Here is a 19887-nt window from a genome sequence, read left to right on the forward strand (position 1 = left end):
AATATTGCCAGGCAGGAAGTATAAATAATTCAAAGGAATGATATACCTATCCGAGGTTGTATTAGCGAGGTAAGGCGAACCAAAATGTACTGCCTTTACCCAGAGTACTGTCTGCCCATATTCTTCCATTATGTCTGCTTACGATCTCATGGCAGATATAAAGACCGATACCCAAACCTGAAACTTTACCGTTGCTGCCTTCAACACGGTAATATCTGGAAAAAATATTTTGCAATTTTTCTTGCGCAATGCCAATCCCATAATCTTCGACACCTAATTTTATTTCATTAGATGCTTCAATCAAATATATTTTTAAACTATTGCTATTGGGTGAATAACGTATGGCATTGGTCATAAGATTTATTACGACCTGCTCAATTCGGTGCGAATCGCCGTTGACGATACATTTGGGACTTGCATTCTCAAAAGTTATACTATAGCCAGGATTTGCGTGGATAATCATATCGATAGCTTCTTCAATAACCTCCTTAAGATCAAAATCCTCTTTTTCGAAACGCATCTTACCTGCTTCAATCTTAGAAACATCCAGAAGATCATCCACAAGTGAAGAAAGTTTCTTTAACTGATGTTGCAACTTATCTACAAATGTTTTATTTTTTACATCCTGTTCCAGTCTTGCGAGAATTTGCAAATAAGCGCTCATGCTGGTGAGAGGCGTTTTGAGCTCATGGCTCGCAAGCGCTATAAAATCATCTTTTTTTGCATTCAGCACTTTCAGATGCTCATACAATCTAGCAGTTTCCTGCTGTGACGCCTGCTCCGCACTAATGTCTCTAGCTATCTTAGAAGCCCCAATGATATTGCCACTTTCATTGATAACCGGGGACACCGTTAAAGAGAGCGGCACCAATTTCCCATCTTTCGTTTTACGGATCGTTTGAAAGTGGTCGACTTTTATACCTTTGCTAACTTCTCCAATAATGTAGGTCTCTTCATCTAACCTGTCATCAGGAATAATGAGCGAAATATGTTTACCGATGGCTTCATCTTCTGTATAACCAAACATCTTTATAGCAGCAGGATTCCAACTGGTAATAATTCCTTGTAACGTTTTACTAATGATTGCATCATCTGAGGCGGAAACAATGGATGCAAGCATTGCCTGTTTCTCACGGGCTTTTTTGCGCTCCGAGATATCACGTGCAATTTTTGATGCACCTATAACCTTCCCGTCTCCATCTAGAATTGGAGATATAGTCAGTGACAAGGAAATAAATTTGCCATCCTTCGCCATTCTGACAGTTTCAAAATGTTCGACTTTTTCTCCCGCTTTTATCTGGCTGATAATAAAAGCTTCTTCATCTAATCGATCATCAGGAATAATTAGGGAAATATGTTTACCAATTGCTTCATCTTCTGTATAACCAAACATCTTTATGGCAGCAGGATTCCAACTGCTAATAATTCCATCAAGTGTTTTACTAATAATTGCATCATCCGTAGATGCGACAATTGCAGCCAGAATCGCCTGCTTTTGTTCCATAGGACTAAAATCAGACAATCGTAATTTCGGTAATTGAGCGTCTCCCTCCATAGCCGCAAATTTAGATATTTGTATATTATCATACAACTTGGCACTGTTTGAAATGCGTTATCGCGAGTATTTGCCACGTTAAATTGCCGGCAAGTTCTCAATCCTCAAACTGTTTTGAGCTGCCTCTATTTCATAGAAATTCTCTCATACTCATCTTAATTTTTCATCACACGAATACAGTAGGAATACAACATCGCCAATACAGAATTACGAGACAGTGTCTAGTATTTTCCGAAAGTTCCAGTTATTTCTTAAGAAATTCTCTTTTTGGAGATCAAATAAACTTCCTAATATATTATAATAATCGACAAAAAAACCTTCCTAGCCTTTCTACGATTTGCTTATTTAGATTTTAAAGCCTCTCTTTCGAATAACACATATCTTGTTTCGGAATCAATGATTTTTTCATTAATATCCATCATTTCATATCCTTGCCTTTTTAGCTTAGAATGAGAACTTTGGGGCAAACATTGAAATCCCAAACGAGCATGAAGAACTTTTGGAAACCCGGAGGCGAATTACTTTCGCTAAAAAATTCCTAGAAAATGAGAAATCATGATAATAGATGCATAATTACAATTAACATTATTTCGTTTATAACAGCCTATAAGTCATTTGGGAAAGAAAATAACTTTTAAGTACTTGAATTTTTTACAAGCAACCGGTAAAAAGGCAGCTAAGGTATATCGGTCATCCAATTCTTAATCCAGCAAAAAGACTACGGCATAAACGGTTTCCTCCCTAAAGGTACCCTCCAATTATTCCGTTTCCTTTTGGCTTCCCTCTTTGTCCGCTAAGATTATCTGCTTTCTTTTTTCCGGTTTTTCTTTTGAAAAATATTCAGCGAAGCCTGAAAGGCTTTTTGGGGACGGGTCGGAGAAAAGATTGAAAACAGATCAAAATGTACAATCTTAAAAAACCTAGGGTTATGAACATTATCGGAAGACTGACAAGGGATGCGGAAGTGCGCAACTTGTCCAATGAAAAACAGGTAGTTAATTTTTCAATTGCTACGAATGACAATTATCGCAACAAACAGGGCGAACGGATCGAACAGACCACCTATTTTGAGTGCGCCTATTGGATCTCTCCAAAAGTGGCCGATCTTTTAACAAAAGGCACTTTGGTAGAGTTAAGCGGAAGAGCCTACACCTCTGCATGGTTGGGAAAAGACGGAGAACCTCACGCAGGTCTGAATTTCCACACCTCACAGATCAAAGTTCACAGTAGTGGTAAAAGAACCGAAAACATCTCTACTAAGGCGAACAAAACAGATAGGAAGGAAATTTCCAATTCTAAATCCAACGACACTGACAAGGATGATGACCTACCATTTTAAAACAATCAACCAAAATTCTCTAACAATCAAAATATCAAAATCATGGCACATAATTTAAATTTCAACAACAGAACAGGAAAATATTCATTTTTCAGTGTAAGGGAAAAAGCATGGCACAACTTGGGGCAGGTCGTAGAAGAATACCCAACAAGTGAAGAAGCCATCAAATTTGCAGGACTTGACTACGAGGTAGAAAAGTCTCCCCTATTTACAAAAGGTGCAGGCATTATAGAAAATAGCAACGGAATAGAAATGATCGATTCAGAATTGGAAGTTTCTAACTATTTTGCTAATATCCGCACCGATAACAACACCGTTTTAGGCGTGGTCGGTAGAGACTACCATATCGTACAAAACCGTGAAGCCTTTTCATTTTTTGATGCTATTGTAGGCGGTGGAAAAGGAATCTTGTACGAGACCGCAGGAGCTTTAGGAAATGGTGAACGCATTTTTATCACCGCCAAATTACCCGATTACATAAGAGTTGGTAACGGTGACGATATTACAGAGAAATATATATTCCTTACCACCTCGCACGATGGGAGCGGAAGCATCACCGCCGCATTTACCCCTGTCCGCATTGTCTGTCAAAATACCTTGAATGCTTCTCTAAAAAATATAAGCAATGTGGTACGAATCAGACATACAGCAGGAGCAAAACAACGCTTGGAAGATGCCCACAAAGTCATGGGATTAGCGAATAAATTGAGTAATGAATTAGAAAGTACCTTTAACCATTGGGCAAAAATTACGGTCGGTGATGATGAAATGAAAAAGTTGATCCAATTGGCACTGTGTCCTAATAAAGTAATGCTGAACCATTTACAAAAAGGAAATTTTGATGATCTGTCAACCATATTTAAAAATACCGTTGAAGATGCATTTGCCTATGCGATGATCAGCGAAAGCCAACAAATGGAGACAACGAAAGGAACTTTGTTTGGTGCTTACAATGCTGTTACAGGTTACTTTCAGAATGTCAGAAATTACAAGGATAACGAAGCCAAACTTCAATCCATAGTCTTAGGAGGAACCGCACAGTTGAAGTCTCAAAAGGCTTTTGATCTTTGCGACAAGTTTGCCCGATCTGGCGCAGAAACTTTAATTATGAATTAACTATCAGTTTTAAAATTTAAGTACGGGAAATTCAAGTCTCTGCCGTACAAGAGCAACACCTATGAAATTCAATATTGTCAACGAGATAAAATTAAGTTATTCCAGAAAAGGAAATTCTGAGAAATTGGTCGGTAGTTCAAGAGATGCCGTTGAGGTATTCCGCGAGTACTTTGACCGTGATGAAATGGATTACAGAGAATCTTTTTTTGCGCTGTATCTCAATCAGGCTCACAAGGTTTTGGGAATTAGAAAAATTTCTGAATCAGGAATTTCTTCCACTGTTGTCGATGTCCGTATTATTATGCAGGCGGCACTGCTTTGCAACGCTTCAGCTGTGATACTGGCACATAATCACCCCTCCGGAAATTTAAAACCTTCTGCCGAGGATCTGAAAATTACGCAGAGCATTAAGAGCGCATCAGAATTTTTAAACCTTAAATTACTCGATCATTTCATTCTGACATCAACCGATCATTTATCATTTGCCGACGAAGGTCATTTATAAATGGATTCTGTAATTAATAAAATACACGGCAATATTTGAATTGTCGTGTATTTTCAAACACGGCGAAAAGACAATTCCTTCCGCTGGTCGGAAACGTCTTTTCGCATTAATAATGATACAACCCTTTTGATACGCCTTCTTTGTCCTTCTTTATCAAAACAGTTGCGGAAAGTTTTTTATGTCTTTCTTGAAAGACGGAGAAAAGATTATTTCTTTCTGCGGGCGAAAACATCTTTTTCAACCAATCGAAGCAACACATTTGAATTTCCAAAACAAAGATCTTCACTATTCAAAAAAGTTGCTGATTAGAATATCCATTTAATATTTCATTAAATGATGTAAAGATTCCTCAGTATAGGACTTTCTATCATCTGTATGACTTTTAAACCTTGGGTATTTTATAGATGAGCATTGATAGTACCCCAAACCCGTCATCATCTCTTTTATTCGGGATGATGAAATGAAACCCTCATTATTGTAGCTAAGAAATATATGCTTAAAATCAGCAGTATTGAGTATTTCCAGAAGCGCTTTATCCGCTTCTTTTTTCAGGCAGAATCTAGATGTTTCATAAGATCTTATTCCGGTCTTGCCTTTGGGTTTAAATTTGGTATCATAAATTGAAATGGTATTGAGCAAATGATAGTATGATCCGTATTCTCTAGCATTGTAAGGCGGATCCAAATATAATATGTCTCCTTTGATATTTTTAATCAGCATATTGCTATCATCTTTGTGGACTTTATATTCTATTAATCTCACAGCCCTTTTAATGGGATTTAGTTCAATAGTAAACGTCGCTGTTTTTTTCAACTTTTTTAAGTAAGCGCAATAAACAGATGCAGTGTTAGCAATCTTATCTGCGGCGACAAGAAGTGTCGCTATCAACAAAATATACAAGTCCTCATTTATTTCAGAACATTGAAACAGTTGTTCAATGTTCAGCCTCATCGCATCAATTTTCTTTCCATTGTTTGCGGAGAAATATAATCTCCCTGCCGTTCCTGATTCCGAGTATTCCTGAAATATAAATCCTTCCACCCCTTCTAATTGATTGAGTTCGTCAAGTACCAACTGGTATTGCCGCCCGCCTACTTCACTGTAAAATGCGGAATTGAGAACATAGCTGTAATATTCACGGTCATTGTACCCAATACTCTTAACTTTATTATAAAAACAATTCCCCACTGCTCCTGTTCCTGCGAACAGATCGAAGAAACTGCAATCAGACAGTTTCTGATCTACAGAGTTTGATATGACATTGTAGATAAAACTTGACAGTCTTATTTTAGATCCCAGATAATTCATTTTTTATTTGCAATCTCCTAAATGAAGAGGCTGAAACTTTATTCAGTCTGTTATTGACCTGATTTTGCTCTGAATGTCATTATGATTTTAGTTATGAAAAAACGGCTTGGTTTTACACCAAGCCATCTACAAGTTAACGTTATTTTTTACGACGCATTGTCAAATTCAAAATCAACCTTCCGTTCGTTTCCAAAACTATCTTTGATCCAAATACTGAACTGATGGGATTCCGAAGCTTGAGAGGTGTAGTAAAGCCTGAACTGCTTTTGCTTTAATGGATATTCGTCATTAGGCAGGTAGGGCTCATCGTTGTAATAGCGAAGTTGACCGGAGCCTTCAAACTGAAAATAACGGATTCGGTACGAGGTTCCATCAAAATTGGAAGAAGTGAGGAGCGAAATACGAATTTCTACGGTTTCCTTCTCTACTATTTTCGATGGAACAGGCAATATTTCAACCTCGAATGGGAAGTCCTGCTGGATTTCCAGATCGTTGTCTTGACAAGAATTCATTAGCAAACTGACGATAAACATGAGCAACGAATACCTGAACAATATTGATAATTTACGTTTGATGACATTTTTCATTTTGTAACATTTTAAAAATTAAATCGCAGTCCAAAACCAAACAAAGCGTGAAGCTGTCCAAGCTGACTATTCTGCAAATAGCGCAATTGACCATTGACCAGAAAAACCAGTTGTTCCGTCAGGTAGCTTTCCAAGGACAGCTTACCATTGGCACCGTAAATAAAATTCCCGGTAGAATTAATAATAGAGCCATCATAGATCATTTCATTTCCCTTATTGATTTGTTCATAACCTGCGAGCCCGCCTATGCCTAGATTTAAATTGACATTTCGCATCAGGTCTCCCCACAGATAAAGGCTATATCCTCCATTGAACAAAAACGTATCAATCGGAATATCGTAATGGGTATATTCGCTATATTGTCTGTTGTATTCCGCATATCCGAAAAGATAATTACCGTTTTTAGCATAGGAAATTAGACCTGCACTTAATGCATAATTGTATTTCTCAGGAGACTGCGGAAATACGGAATACGACACTTCTAAACCCTTTTGCTTCAGGATCATTTGCTGAGCATAAGTCATAATATTCATCAGCAGTGCTATTATTATTAAAAATATCTTTTTCATCATACCTCTATTTTATAGTTAAACCGCTAATCAATCTTGCATTGATGAGATCTTTATTTTCAAGTTCTACTTTCTGATGCCGTCCACCATTTTTTTCCAGAATTTCGATTTCTAAAACCTGATCTTTCAAAAGCGTAAACTGATCCAATAAATAAATTCCCATCAGGTCGGAATGGTGAGAAGCTGAAGTAAGCGGCATATTGACCCGAATCGGCACTAATAATTTGTCCTGAACAACGGTTCTTTTTAAAATCTTCTTGTCGACAATTTTGAAAGTGACCCATTCGATTTCATAGGCTACATTACTGCTGTTGTTAAGCTGTAAAGTAAAATAGTATTTGTTGTCATTGACATGGAGTGCTCTCACTGAGAACTGAATTCCAAAGCTCTTAGAAGCAATGTGTTTGATCGTTCTATGGCTTTTTTCATACAGATTTTCCATGATCAGTTCTGTTAGGGAAGACGAACTTCCCTTGAGGTCTTCAAACAAAACATCCGTAGAATATTGTTGTTCCATGCTTCTTTGCTGCTTTAACAAATCATAACTGAGCACGTCCGGAAAAGAACTGTAATAGACATCAAAGTTGTAAAACTTCCCATCCTCTGTGATTACCGAAAAATTCGTTTCTTCTTCAAAATCCCTGACGGCAGATTTGACACGAAGAACATTTCCGATAGGATCAGCCTTACTGGCGATCAACAGATCACTTCCGAGGTCAACGTAGCGGATTCGTGAAGGAAACAGCAGATGGGAAGTCTTGTTGTACGTGACCTGCATTTTGAAGGATTTTAATTTTGCCTCTTCCAATGGCAGATGACTTGATATAGAATCCTGAGCGGACGATCTGCTCGCAAAGAGCAGAAACAGAATTATCAAGAGATAATGACTTTTATTTTTGTTCATTTTTCTTTAATTTTTGTTGTTATTTTTTAGATATCAGAAATACCTGGTGACCAGACTTTACAGTGACTTTGGGCTGTCTGACTCGTTTTTGGAAATAGCCCGACAAGCCTTGCAACACGCCCCTGCTCATGTCTGCAGCGATCTGTTGACCTGCTGATTGGGTCATCATAATGTTGGTGCCCGAAGTTTGCCCCATACTGCCCACAATGTCGGTTACGGCATTTTGTTCCGGTGAATATGGAACATACAAACCTGGCTGACCATCATTGTCATAAACATTGATTTCTACTGGGTAGATACTGCCCTGATATTCGATGGATGAAATGATAAGCTGCAGTCTCCCACCTTGAAACTTTCCTGTAGCTTTAAGTGAGATTCCGGCGAGAATCTCCTTGCGGCCGAGGCGCATATTTTCCACAAGTCTTATGGATAAAGTACTTTCAGAAGTCACTGTCTTTGTTTCCTGTATAGTGCCTTTAATCGCATTACCGACTTGCCTGTCATCCTTAATATCATGGCCAGATCCAAAAAAACGATCATTCAAACTTGTTATAAATGCACTGTCTGACGGTTCCCTGTACAAGGATGAGACAACATTTTGACGGACTGGTTTTGCTGCTGTGAAAAGCGGATCCTTTTGAGTAGATGGTTTCACATCATCTGTTCCAGATACTGATCCCTCCTCCTTATTATTGACAGGGAGATACTTGGCAGCCATCTGGTAGGATTTCTCCATCAGTTCCAGCTGGTCATTGACGCCCATACCTGCAGGGACAGCATTGTTCTGAAGAGCCTCATTCTTTAATCTGGAGATTTCATTTCTGAGGTTATTTACTTCACGATCGTCACGACTGTAGAAGGAACTCAATGTTTGCTGCGCATTGCGATAACTTTTGACAGCATTCTGATCAGACGGTGGAAGGCCGTCCGAACTGCCTGTCAGTGGATTTCCGTCGGGATTACTGCCTTTATTGTTTTCGTCAGACCAGTAATCCGATAAAGTGGTGATCGCATTTCTTTTCGCTTCATCTTTTTGCTCGAGGAGCTGCTGTTCATACGCTTTTTGTTTATCAGATTGCAGCTGATCATCTTTGGCCTGCGGGATACCCGCATTAAAACCGGAATCATCAACAATTGTATTCTCCTTAGGCTTAAAAATGAGGTAAAAACAACCTGCACAAACCGCTGCCATCAAAAAATAAATGACCGGCTTCTTTAGTCGCTCCCACTGTGAATTCTGAAAGTTTTTTGGTTCTTGCTCAGATTGCGGTGAATCACCTTCAGTGATCTTAATTGTATTTGAATCTTTCATAAGTTTATCTTTTAATCGGGGCATTCGTGCGGTTATCATTTGCAGTATTTCCCACATCAACGCGGTCTGAAAAGGTGGTGATGTGACTGATCGAGATGGTGTTATTCTTATTTCCAGTCGAAATGGCTATGCTTACCAGCACAGCAACTGTAAGAACGACATAACATCCAAAAAAAAGCTTAGTCATTAACCGCTGCTGCACCGTGGGTAGCGCTTTCCATTTTTGATCTGCCTTTAAGACATGGCGTTCTATTATATCTCTTATTTTTTTCATTGTTCTTATTGTTAACGTTCAACAGTTTCAACATCTTTGTTTTCAACGACATTGAATTTTTCAATGGTAAATCCCTGGGGATTGCTGTCTGACCGCACGGAGTTCACTAATGAACAGTTGGTGATTAGACTTCGTATCGTCAGATTACTGGACCTGATAATGAACTGTCTTGCATACGTCTTGACCGAATATGGATAATTGTTAAAATCAGCCACCACACTGTCAACCTCGACCCTCTGCTGGATGTTCCCTGAGATGATCCTATTATAATAGCCCTTCTCCTGAAGGTCTTTATAATAATCGAATGCAGACTGGTCTGCCAGATTGAAAGCTCTTTTGACATTGCTTTCAATGGCATTTTTATCCGGTGCAACAGTGAAGAACAATTCATGGAATCGTCTTACATGCTCTCTCGCTTCAACGGGTCTGTTGATCGACATATCCTGCGAGAGTGCTACCATCAGCGACTTGCCGTTATCCAATACATAGATCTTCTGACGTTGCTCTTCAGCAAATTGGTAGGACTTGATAACAACAACGCCCACTACTGCAAAGCAGAGTACCGCAAAAACAAAGGTGAATAAGCGGATCTGCTTGAAGCTGCTCTCTATATTTCTTAAAGTTTTAAATTCCATTGGATCGTATTTTTATTTTAATAGTCTGCCTGAAATATTCCCTGTTGCCGAACCCGCTGCCGCTCCTGCAATGTTGCCTGATTTTGTAGCGGTCTGGTTGACATTGCGCATAAAGTTTCCGGCACCACCTGCCTGAATGATCCATCCTGTGACAGTTGGCACCGTAAAATATCCGACAACACCGATGACCATATAGATGATGTAGACGGTATTAGAAGTATCAGGAATGAAGTTCGGGTCTGCCAGCATTTCAATATCTTTCTCAATGATGAGTGTTTGAATTTTGGCCAGTATGGCACTGAAAATATCAGCAACCGGCAACCATAGATAAACACTGATATATCGCGTCAGCCATTGCGTCAGTGTGGTCTGAAAACCATCCCATACAGAGATGGCAAATGCAATGGGTCCCAAAATAGAAAGTACAATGAGGAAAAAGGTCCGGATTGTATCAATCACCAACGCTGCGGACTGGAAGAGGATTTCTAAGAACTCTCGAAAACCGTCCCTGATCTGCTTCTTAATATCAAACATTTCTCTCTCAATGTACATTCCTGACATCGTGACCAGATCAGATGGCGACCAGCCTAGCTCGTCAAGCTTTTTGTCAAATTCCTCATCCGAGATCAGATACGCCATTTCGGGATTCCTGAGCATGGCCTCTCGTTCGAGAAGATCTTTTTTTTGCTGCAATTCGTTCAGATCCAACACCTGATTCTCCAACATTGAATGGCTACCCTGAACGATCGGGCTTAAAACACCGTTAATACTTCCCAGTACCAATGTTGAAAAGAACATAATGCAGATGCCGATGGCAAATGGTCTTAGCATTGGAAACAGGTCGATCGGTTCGGCACGGCTGAGTGACTGCCATACCTTGATGGCCACATAGAACAAGGCGCCCAGGCCAGCCACGCCCTTTGCGACCGCGGCCATATCGGCACACAATGGCATCATCTCATCATAGACCGAACGAAGGACTTCGTGTAAATTGCTAGGTTCCATCTTACCAGTATTTTTGATTTGATGTACCGTAAAGATCCAATACCCTTTGGGTATTGTTCTGTTTTTTTGCTCTCAGATAGCTGACAGAAATATTCTTATTTGTGTAGTATCTTACAAGATTATGGTACTCTTTGACCTCTTTGTACACTCGGTCGATCACATCCATTCTTTCTTTATCATTGAGCGAAAGGCCATTTGCCGTAATGATCTCTTTTAGCTCTTTCAGCAGTTCTGTACTTTCGGTCAGTAATGCTGAGTAGCCGTTTGCGATCGCCGTCAGCTCCTGGGCATTGAAGTTGGGATCATTGAGCATCTTGCTGAAATTGGTGACGTATATTTCTGATACGTCTCCTACCATCAGAACGGTCTGCTGAACTTTTCGGGCATCTTTGACCAGATTATTGATGGCTTTCAACTTATCATAATATTCCTTACCCTGCTCATATACTTTCTTAACTTCGTTGAAGTTCTTGACGACATTGGAAACGGTTGATGAGGTCTGCACAATTTCATTGGCGGAGTTCAGAATTCCTGATGCGAGGTTAGCCGGATCGGTCACTACGAATTGTGCTTTTGCGTAAGTTGCGGTTGCGAAAATGGCTACCATTGCTGTTTTAATAATCAAATTTTTCATTGTTCTTAAATTTTAAATGATTGAATTAATTGTCTTTGTTAGGTTTGATCTTCCTAAGGGAGATCCTCTTGATGGCATGTTCTACATTACCATCAAGTTCAGAGGCGAGATTCATCACCTCCATCTTTTCTGTTTCCTCAGTAGTGTAAGCGTAGGATAAGAACCCGGCGCCTTGCCATATTGACTATGGTAGGTTTCCAAGAACTCTCCCCCGAACCGTACGTACCTGTCTCCAGGTATACGGCTCTCCATCAATTTATTCAGTCTAACTTGCCTGCGTGTATCTTATCGTGGCATTTTGAGCATAATGCCAAGGTTTTTCTTCTCCTTGCACTCATTCGTTTTTCCCAGTCTTGCTTACCTTTCAGGTCTTTCAATTTGCGTATATGGTGCATTTCCAATTTCTCGTTGGCACCGCATAATTCGCATTTCTGGTTTTGCAACCTTGTTATAAGGCTGTTTCTTCCTCCTGTAATGGTAACTGTGACAGGTAAACTATCCACGTAAGCACCACGGGCAGCTTTTTGGCGTTTGAAACCCTCTTTGTAAAAGCGTCTGTACATTATATCTCCTTTCCTGTTTTTGTAGGGAATGGAAAATACTCCGTTGATACATCTTTTAGTCTTTTCCTGACTGATTGAAGTTTGGTATTTCAGTGCATACGTTTTGTACATACTGTACTCCAAGATGTAAGAAAATGACTGGACAAACGAGCTGTTGTTGGCAATTGAGTAATAATTGTAAAAGCCCCGTATTTCAGCGTTGTACTGACTGATGATTTCTAAGTCATCCAAGTCTTTCATGTAATAGCGTGAGCGTGGTTTCCAAACTTCTGTGCCTTTTTTATTTACCAGTTTCATGGCATTATAGCTCAGTAGCTTTTTCTTCATCACGTCTACTGTGACACGGAGTACAATCTTATCTCCGAAACATCTTACGGTTCTACCGTGCTTATCTCTCTTGGATTCATCGGAGTTTCGCACGGAGACATCAAAGCCTAAGAATTTGGCTGGTTTCTTAGCATTAGTCACCAAGGTTTTTTCATCAGACAGTTCAAGTTTCAGTTTTTCATCAAGGTAAACCTTGATGTCTTCCTTTATCTTTTTGCAGTCTTCTTTGCTACCTATGACCCCGATAAGAAAATCGTCCGCATACCTAACGTATTTTAACTTTCTGAAACTGCCATCCATCTTGTCATAAGCTGGATATTTGTTTCTTTCCTGTCTCAACTCTTTGATGTCCTTAATCATCTGCTCTCTGACAGTTTCGTCTGTCTCACATTTGAGTTTCTTGGCCAAGCGGTATCGTCTCTGTTCGTGTAGCCTGTACTGGCGTGTTGCCGTAGTTCTTTTACCCTTATCGAAGTCCTTGATATAATCCTTGACATATTTATCGAGTTTATCAAGGTAAATGTTGGCAAGGATGGGGCTTACAATCCCACCTTGCGGTGTGCCACTGTATGTTTTGTGGTACACCCAATCTTCAATATACCCTGCATTGAGGAACTTTCGTATCAACCGAATGAACCTGTCGTCAGCGATACGCTCCTTTAGGATACCAATCAATATTTCGTGATTGATATTGTCGAAGAAGCCTTTTATATCGCCCTCGATGAACCACCGTACAGCAGTGAATGACTGTTGGACGCTTAATAGGGCTGTGTGACAGCTTCTATTGGGTCGGAACCCATGTGAAGTATGCTCAAAGCTACCCTCATAAATTGCTTCCAATATCATTCTGATAACCTCCTGCACTAATTTGTCATCAAAAGATGGTATACCAAGCGGACGTTTCTTCCCGTTCTTTTTCGGAATGTATGTCCTCTTGGATGGGTTTGGCTGATAGGTCTCGTTTCGCAACGATGCAATCAGCCTTTCAATGCGGGATATACTCATTCCGTCGATGGTCTTTCCATCAACTCCTGCCGTCATATTGCCTACTTTACTGTAGATTTTCTGATAGGCGATAAAGTACATCTCTTCATTGAACAGAACCTTGTATAGCCTTTCGAACTTATAGTCCGTGTTTCCGCTGTGCCTTATTAGACTGTTCAATACTTTTTCTGGATTTCTCATAATGTCTCTCACATTTTCCGTTAATCGTATTAAACTAAATTGACTGTCTCCCTTCGCCATGTACAGGGCTTTCCCCTGCTCGGACTACTACGGAGACTCCGTTGCCGTATCGGATATTCAGGAGCTTTTTCCATAGCCACGCCTGTGGCATTCCGACTTAGGCAATCCCCATTTAGACATATAGCAACTATTGGCACGTTAGATTGTCGGATGCGATGTTCGCCCTTTTCTGCTTATTGCAGTTACGTTGTGGTCTGTTTATGCTATCACTACTACCTGTCATTAGGATATTACCACAAAGTGACGTTGGTAACTGTCTTCCGTCACTGCCTAAGAACTGACCGTTCGGACTGTCGTTCAATCAATCAAGACTTCATCCTTATATCTAACTTTTCAACTCGCCATTCAGTCGCAACACGACAATTAGTTGACTTATGGCTTTTCCGACATGCTACACTCCCCGTCGGGTTTCCCGTTCGGATAAGTCGGCTGTTGATGGGCGTTATAAACACTTGCCCAGTGGTTGCCAAACCACATTCACTATATGCCCTTATGGGCGCACCAGATATTCTTCGGTGGAAACCTCCGTAGCATACACCGCAGAATGAGTTCCGCCCAGTCCGATCCAGACTTCCTTGTAGAGTCTTTTCGGATCGTTGTTCATATTGATAGAGAGTACCTGAGATTTTTCTTTGTCAGTCAATCCCAACATTGCCTGGATATCATCGAACTTGTTCATATACTTGCGCTGATCCAATAGGATCTTGCAGTCTGAATTATTGATAATACTCTCCTTGACGATCGGTGACTGGATGATGTCATCCACTTCCTGGGTCACCACAATGGCTTCTCCGAAAAATTTCCTGACCGTTTTGAAAAGGTATTTGATGTACTCCGCCATCCCTTCTTTGGCAATCGCTTTCCAGGCTTCTTCAATGAGGATGAGTTTTCTGATCCCCTTGAGCCTTCGCATCTTGTTGATGAAGACCTCCATAATGATGATGGTCACGATCGGGAACAGGATCTTGTGGTCTTTGATCGCATCGATCTCAAAAACGATGAATCGCTTGGACAAGAGATCAAGTTGTTTTTCTGAATTCAACAGGTAATCGTATTCACCGCCTTTGTAATAAGGCTCCAACACGTTGAGAAAGTTGGCGATATCAAAGTCCTTTTCCCTGACCTTCTTTTGTTCCAGAACTTTCTGGTAGTCATCTTTCACATACTCGTAGAATCCATTGAATGAGGGATGGGAATTTTTGCTCCTGATCTGTTCAATGTATCCGCTAACAGCATTGGACAAAGCAACCTCTTCTGAACGGGTGGGTGGTTCATCATCCCTTTTCCATAGTGTGAGGATCAAGGTTTTGATGCTTTCTCTTTTTTCAATATCAAAAACGCCGTCATCGGTATAGAATGGATTGAAAGCAATCGGATTGTCTTCTGTATAGGTAAAATATACGCCGTCCTCCCCTTTTGTCTTGCCCTTGATCAGCTCGCACAAGCCTTGGTAAGAATTTCCGGTATCGACCAGTAATACGTGAGCTCCTTGTTCATAATACTGTCTGACCATATGGTTGGTGAAAAAGGATTTACCGCTTCCTGAAGGTCCCAAAATAAACTTGTTCCGGTTGGTAATAATGCCCTGCTTCATGGGTAGGTCTGATATATCCAGATGAATAGGCTTTCCTGTCAGACGGTCAGCCATCTTGATCCCGAACGGTGAGGGTGAATCCTGATAATTGGTTTCTTCGGTGAAAAAGCACAAGGCTGGTTCAATGAACGTGTAAAAGCTTTCTTCGCTTGGGAAATCACCAGCGTTTCCGGGAATACCTGCCCAGTACAAGGTTGCCGTGTCTGTCGTATTGTGACGGGGCTTGCATTCCATCAGTGCCAATGCACTTCCGGTGTCATTTTTCAGTTGTTTCAATTCTGAAGGATTATCAGACCAAGACATCACGTTGAAATGTGCCCGGATGGATTGGAGACCATATGAATGAGCTTCATTGAGGTATTTCTCTATCCATTCCTTGTTGATCTGATTCGCCCTGCTGTATCTTGCCAATGAATGCATGTTTCTGGCAGACTTTTCGAATTTGTTCAGGTTTTCATCGCTGTTGTCAATGAACAGATATTGGTTATAAATGTGATTGCAGCTTAATAAAAGTCCTACCGGAGATGCGAAAGACAATAGGCAGCCACTCCTGTCGGTACTTAACTTTTCATATCGACTATGTGATGAGACCGTCCCGGGCAGGTCATCGGTATCGGATAAAGTATGCATACTGATCCGGTTGTTGCCGATGCGCATTTCTTCTGATCCGAGTTTGATATCCTGCAAAGAAGGATTGGTTTCTCTCGACAGGGTCAGGTACTGCTCCAATATTCCTGACTGGCTTTCGGTTCCTGAGATCTCATCTTCGGTCATTCTTTCCAGATGAATATAACCGCTGTCATTCATGATCCTTTCAAACTGGTCGACAGCTTCCATAAAGCGACTGATTACCTCTTTGTCTTTGATCTCCTTTGGGATCAGTTTGCCTTTGCACAGCGAGGAAAAGTTGCTCTGCATCCGCATTCTCTCCTTACTGGTTTTCGTAATGAACAGATAGCAATAGTGGTTTAAGAATGGTCTCTCATTGAAATGTCTTTCAAAAGATTTTGAAAGAAAGCTCTGGTTTTCTCTGGACAGATCCGGGCTATAGTTTTCTTTGATAAACCAGTCCTGTTTGTGGACGACCGTAAAATCAGGCATGATCTTGATGGCCTTGAACCAGGCTGAATGGATCGCTTCATATTCCACAGATGCCACCGTAAAGAGTTCAGGTAGCCTGACCTTGAAACAAACCGTGACATCCGCATCTTTTGAAATAATGCAGTCGTTCTCTATCGCAAGCAGTGGAAATTTACTCTCCAGCGTTGCGGCTTTGGAGGTATTTCTCATGCTGAAGTTTTTTGACGGTTGCTTTTCAGGTAGCGGTAGATGCATTTTCGACTGATGATATACTTGGGATGCTTTTTTTGTGCTCCCAATTTCATCAGTCCGTGCTCGCCGTATTTTCCGTTGAGTGAGAAGGTCTGCCAGATGAGAATAGCACTACTTGCTCCGCCAATCGTAAGGCAGAGATAGGTATTGACGCCAGCCATGTACATGACCATCACGCATACGAGTATCCCCAATAATCCTCCTGCAAAAATGAACAGGTATTGGGCTTTTAGCCCTTTGAACTCTACCGTCCTTCCGATGCCTTTGTTGATATGATAGGTATTCATAGTAACAAAATTTAAAGGAAGAATGAACGGAGGATCGTTGCAGCTACAATCAGAAATATACACGCGCCGAACCAGCTGGCAGCGGTCTTGCTGGTGTCGGGGTCACCACTGCTGAACTTGTTGTAAACTTTCACTCCGCCTATCAGTCCGACGACCGCCCCAATGGCATAAATGAGTTGGGTTGCCGGTTCAAAATAAGAAGTGACCATCTGGGTCGCCTCATTGATTCCTGCGGTACCATTGCCTTGGGCAAAGGCACCTGTTACTGCTAAAAAGCTTAGACCTAATAGCAGTAATTTTTTTCTTTGTTTTCTCATAATTGAAACACATCAATTTGTTATGGTGTGCCGCACTTTGCGGAACTATGGGACAAAGATGACTGAGCTTAGGAATTATTTTAACTGTGTGGCGCTTTAGGGAATCTTTTGGCAGTTGAACAGCGCTAAACTTTCCGGCAATCGTTTATAATTACTTGCAAATTTGTGGGGAATTTTAAAGAATGAAATCATCGATTAGAGTGTTAACTTTTAATAAGTTTCAACACTTTTAGGAAAATTACTTTAAAAGTTTTTTAACTTTATCCAGTAAAAACGATCAAGTCAGGGGTCAGTCGACGAAACGGAAAATATAACTCGCTTAGGCTATAATCTATTAAATAATTCGTTTTTTATAGATCAAATAAATTACTTCCAATTGTAAGCTGTACTTTCTACATTTCATTCTCTAGAATACTTATACAATGTCATTTTCGAAATCTTCAAGTCAGTGGCAATTTCGTTGAAGCTTTTTATCCCCCTCATATAATAACTTTCTGCAATAATAGCTTTTTGCTGCTTCCTTACTTAATGCTTTCCTGCCACCTATTTTCTTACCTCTTTTCCGTGCTTCGTCCAAGCCTGCTTTTGTTCTTTCACTGATTTAATACAAGGGCTATCAACGTAGCAGTAAGAGATGCAACCTATGTTTTTAGATGGGCTTCTCTATCATAACTCTCATTTACAGTAGAAGAATATTATACTGATACTTCGGAGTTTACCGATCAGGTACTTGCTTTGGATGTAGTTAGTGGGGTTCAAATTTGCCCAAAAAATCAGAGATTTGAATGATAAGAAGCTATTTATTATTTTAGTATCTACGGGGTATTTTGCGTTATCAGAACATATAGGAGGAACAATCAAAAGCAAAAAGATTATTGAAAACTAGGCCTAAATATGAAGGTTTGCAGCTTCTATAAAAAATGAAACTGTTACAGCTTCACTGATTGCCAAAAAGATTGGAAGTTATCCAAGGCAAAAACGGACTTGTTGTAGCATTATGGGAATTGGATAAAATTGAAAGAATCTTATGCTCGACTGGAGAATGAGTACGGAACTTAGATGGAGAGTTACTTCGGAACTTAATAAGGGGGAAGCTAATAATGCCTCGGCAAGAGCTTTATAAGAATTACTTAAGCATCTTTCTCCATTAAGATGGTAAGCATATTCAATTTACCTTAGACTATGTCTGAGAAGATCGTAATAAGCTTAAAAAAAGAGAAGTTTAGATTGTTAAGAAAAGTTTTAATCATTTAGTCAATCTATTTAAATTGCAAATATTAATAGATCTTATCATTAACGTACGAAATTTTACTTTTTCGTAGACTGCCTCTTACTATAGATATCCGTTTTTTGAATGTCAAAAATCAATAAGAATTTAGTCTAAGTATTATTTTTGTCATTCTGAAAGAATTTAAACACACTGAAATAAAACCGTTTAGACTCCTACGGAATGACAAAAGAGTGCTGATTTTGAGTATTCTGACTGAAAACGGACATTTAATTCCGTTTTTAATCTAAAATAAACTTAATTGAAAAAATTTATAAAAGTTTATTTTTTACTTCGTTACAATTTTGTTCAATCGTAATACAGATTTCATTAATTGTTACAGATGTTTTATTTTCAGAAAATGGTTCTCCGAATAAATTTGCCAATTTATTGATGGTTAAAAAAGAAGAACTAATGATAACCATAATTGGAATTGCTAATAACTCAAAACGGCTTTCTTCTCCGCCCAAATCGATATCGCCAATAAATAATGGAATAAGAATGACGTAGAAACTCACAATAATTTTTGTAAAAGCACTGTAAATCATTAAAAAAGGAGTATTCTTTATTCTTTCTGCTTTACCTTGAATGTCGTAGAAACGATTAATATGCTGCATTAAGTCATTTTTTTCAAAATTAGCTTTTGATGCAAAATCTGTTTCAAAGCTTTCTGCGAGTGCTAATAAAATTTCATTTGAAATTTTATTGCTGCTATTTACTTTAAAGCGTTTTAATAGTTGTGTTTCTTCTTCATTAAATTTTGGCTTAAAGTTGTTATGCATTTCATTTTTAAGCTGGCGAATGTATAAAATACTCAACTCTATTAATTTTTGAGCTTCTATTTTTACATCTGATTCCCCAGATCCCTTGAAATTCTCTTTATTTCCATAGTAAGCATATATTTTTGTTACAAAACTTCTTGTATTGTTTGTAAGTTCACCAAATATTTTTCTTGCTTCCCACCATCTGTCGTAGGCAGAATTCATTCTAAAACCCAAGAAAAATGCAACCGCAAGTCCAAATACAGAACCGATTTGTCCTGATATTTTATAAATATGATCACCAAAATATTCTTCAAGTCCAAGTACCAATATTGTATAAATTGTAGTGATTACAATAAACGGAGATGAAATTTTCAGCAATTGCAATAAACCTTGCTTTTCAGTTTTTATCATTCTTTAATCTTGTTAATTAAACTTGACTATTAATTTT

Annotated in this window: 18 protein-coding genes; 3 read left to right on the forward strand and 15 right to left on the reverse strand. The window is 39.4% G+C overall.

Annotated elements, in window-relative coordinates:
* Nucleotides 1–61: 61 nt before the first annotated feature.
* Complete coding sequence (locus tag EL260_RS15855) at nucleotides 62–1555, reverse strand: sensor histidine kinase (RefSeq protein ID WP_051880053.1); 1494 nt, start codon at nucleotides 1553–1555, stop codon at nucleotides 62–64.
* 928 nt (nucleotides 1556–2483) lie between these two features.
* On the opposite strand from EL260_RS15855, the gene EL260_RS15860 reads away from it, so the two are divergent.
* The 3 genes from EL260_RS15860 (at nucleotide 2484) to EL260_RS15870 (ending at nucleotide 4515) form a co-directional block, all read left to right on the forward strand.
* Entirely contained in the window at nucleotides 2484–2894 is a 411-nt protein-coding gene (locus tag EL260_RS15860; RefSeq protein WP_034978696.1) for a single-stranded DNA-binding protein, read from the forward strand.
* 42 nt (nucleotides 2895–2936) lie between these two features.
* Nucleotides 2937–4010, forward strand: a complete 1074-nt coding sequence (locus tag EL260_RS15865) for a DUF932 domain-containing protein (RefSeq protein ID WP_034978622.1) — start codon at nucleotides 2937–2939, stop codon at nucleotides 4008–4010.
* A 61-nt stretch (nucleotides 4011–4071) separates the two neighbouring features.
* Nucleotides 4072–4515 (forward strand): JAB domain-containing protein, encoded by a 444-nt coding sequence (locus EL260_RS15870; RefSeq protein WP_034978620.1) that lies wholly within the window; start codon nucleotides 4072–4074, stop codon nucleotides 4513–4515.
* A gap of 318 nt (nucleotides 4516–4833) precedes the next feature.
* On the opposite strand, the gene EL260_RS15875 is transcribed toward EL260_RS15870, so the two are convergent.
* The 14 genes from EL260_RS15875 to EL260_RS15945 all read right to left on the reverse strand — a co-directional run bounded on the left by EL260_RS15875 (nucleotide 4834) and on the right by EL260_RS15945 (nucleotide 19850).
* Nucleotides 4834–5823 (reverse strand): DNA adenine methylase, encoded by a 990-nt coding sequence (locus EL260_RS15875; protein ID WP_034978618.1) that lies wholly within the window; start codon nucleotides 5821–5823, stop codon nucleotides 4834–4836.
* Nucleotides 5824–5969: 146 nt separating this feature from the next.
* Nucleotides 5970–6410, reverse strand: a complete 441-nt coding sequence (locus EL260_RS15880; RefSeq protein WP_123856254.1) for a TraQ conjugal transfer family protein — start codon at nucleotides 6408–6410, stop codon at nucleotides 5970–5972.
* A gap of 11 nt (nucleotides 6411–6421) precedes the next feature.
* Nucleotides 6422–6979, reverse strand: coding sequence for a conjugal transfer protein TraO (locus EL260_RS15885; RefSeq protein ID WP_051880052.1), 558 nt, complete (start codon nucleotides 6977–6979; stop codon nucleotides 6422–6424).
* Nucleotides 6980–6986: 7 nt separating this feature from the next.
* A complete protein-coding gene (gene traN / locus EL260_RS15890) occupies nucleotides 6987–7883 on the reverse strand; it encodes a conjugative transposon protein TraN (protein ID WP_034978612.1) in 897 nt (298 codons plus the stop codon).
* A gap of 19 nt (nucleotides 7884–7902) precedes the next feature.
* Complete coding sequence (gene traM / locus EL260_RS15895; protein ID WP_123856255.1) at nucleotides 7903–9195, reverse strand: conjugative transposon protein TraM; 1293 nt, start codon at nucleotides 9193–9195, stop codon at nucleotides 7903–7905.
* Nucleotides 9196–9199: 4 nt separating this feature from the next.
* Nucleotides 9200–9469, reverse strand: a complete 270-nt coding sequence (locus EL260_RS15900) for a hypothetical protein (protein ID WP_051880051.1) — start codon at nucleotides 9467–9469, stop codon at nucleotides 9200–9202.
* Nucleotides 9470–9480: 11 nt separating this feature from the next.
* Entirely contained in the window at nucleotides 9481–10104 is a 624-nt protein-coding gene (traK, locus tag EL260_RS15905) for a conjugative transposon protein TraK (protein WP_034978609.1), read from the reverse strand.
* Between the two features lie 12 nt (nucleotides 10105–10116).
* A complete protein-coding gene (gene traJ / locus EL260_RS15910; RefSeq protein WP_034978607.1) occupies nucleotides 10117–11109 on the reverse strand; it encodes a conjugative transposon protein TraJ in 993 nt (330 codons plus the stop codon).
* Nucleotide 11110: 1 nt separating this feature from the next.
* Nucleotides 11111–11743, reverse strand: a complete 633-nt coding sequence (locus tag EL260_RS15915; protein WP_102980667.1) for a DUF4141 domain-containing protein — start codon at nucleotides 11741–11743, stop codon at nucleotides 11111–11113.
* Between the two features lie 260 nt (nucleotides 11744–12003).
* Nucleotides 12004–13818, reverse strand: a complete 1815-nt coding sequence (locus EL260_RS15920) for a reverse transcriptase domain-containing protein (RefSeq protein WP_041461709.1) — start codon at nucleotides 13816–13818, stop codon at nucleotides 12004–12006.
* A 550-nt stretch (nucleotides 13819–14368) separates the two neighbouring features.
* Nucleotides 14369–16762, reverse strand: a complete 2394-nt coding sequence (locus tag EL260_RS15930) for a TraG family conjugative transposon ATPase (RefSeq protein ID WP_123856257.1) — start codon at nucleotides 16760–16762, stop codon at nucleotides 14369–14371.
* The gene (locus tag EL260_RS15935) at nucleotides 16759–17091 is read right to left on the reverse strand and encodes a DUF4133 domain-containing protein (protein WP_102980669.1); all 333 of its coding nucleotides are present in this window, start codon (nucleotides 17089–17091) and stop codon (nucleotides 16759–16761) included. The genes EL260_RS15930 and EL260_RS15935 overlap by 4 nt, the downstream gene beginning before the upstream one ends.
* Before the next feature lie 11 nt (nucleotides 17092–17102).
* The gene (locus EL260_RS15940; protein WP_102980670.1) at nucleotides 17103–17408 is read right to left on the reverse strand and encodes a DUF4134 domain-containing protein; all 306 of its coding nucleotides are present in this window, start codon (nucleotides 17406–17408) and stop codon (nucleotides 17103–17105) included.
* Nucleotides 17409–18947: 1539 nt separating this feature from the next.
* A complete protein-coding gene (locus EL260_RS15945) occupies nucleotides 18948–19850 on the reverse strand; it encodes a bestrophin family protein (RefSeq protein WP_102980671.1) in 903 nt (300 codons plus the stop codon).
* Nucleotides 19851–19887 lie beyond the last annotated feature (37 nt).

Source organism: Chryseobacterium nakagawai, from assembly GCF_900637665.1.
Taxonomy (GTDB): Bacteria; Bacteroidota; Bacteroidia; order Flavobacteriales; family Weeksellaceae; genus Chryseobacterium; species Chryseobacterium nakagawai.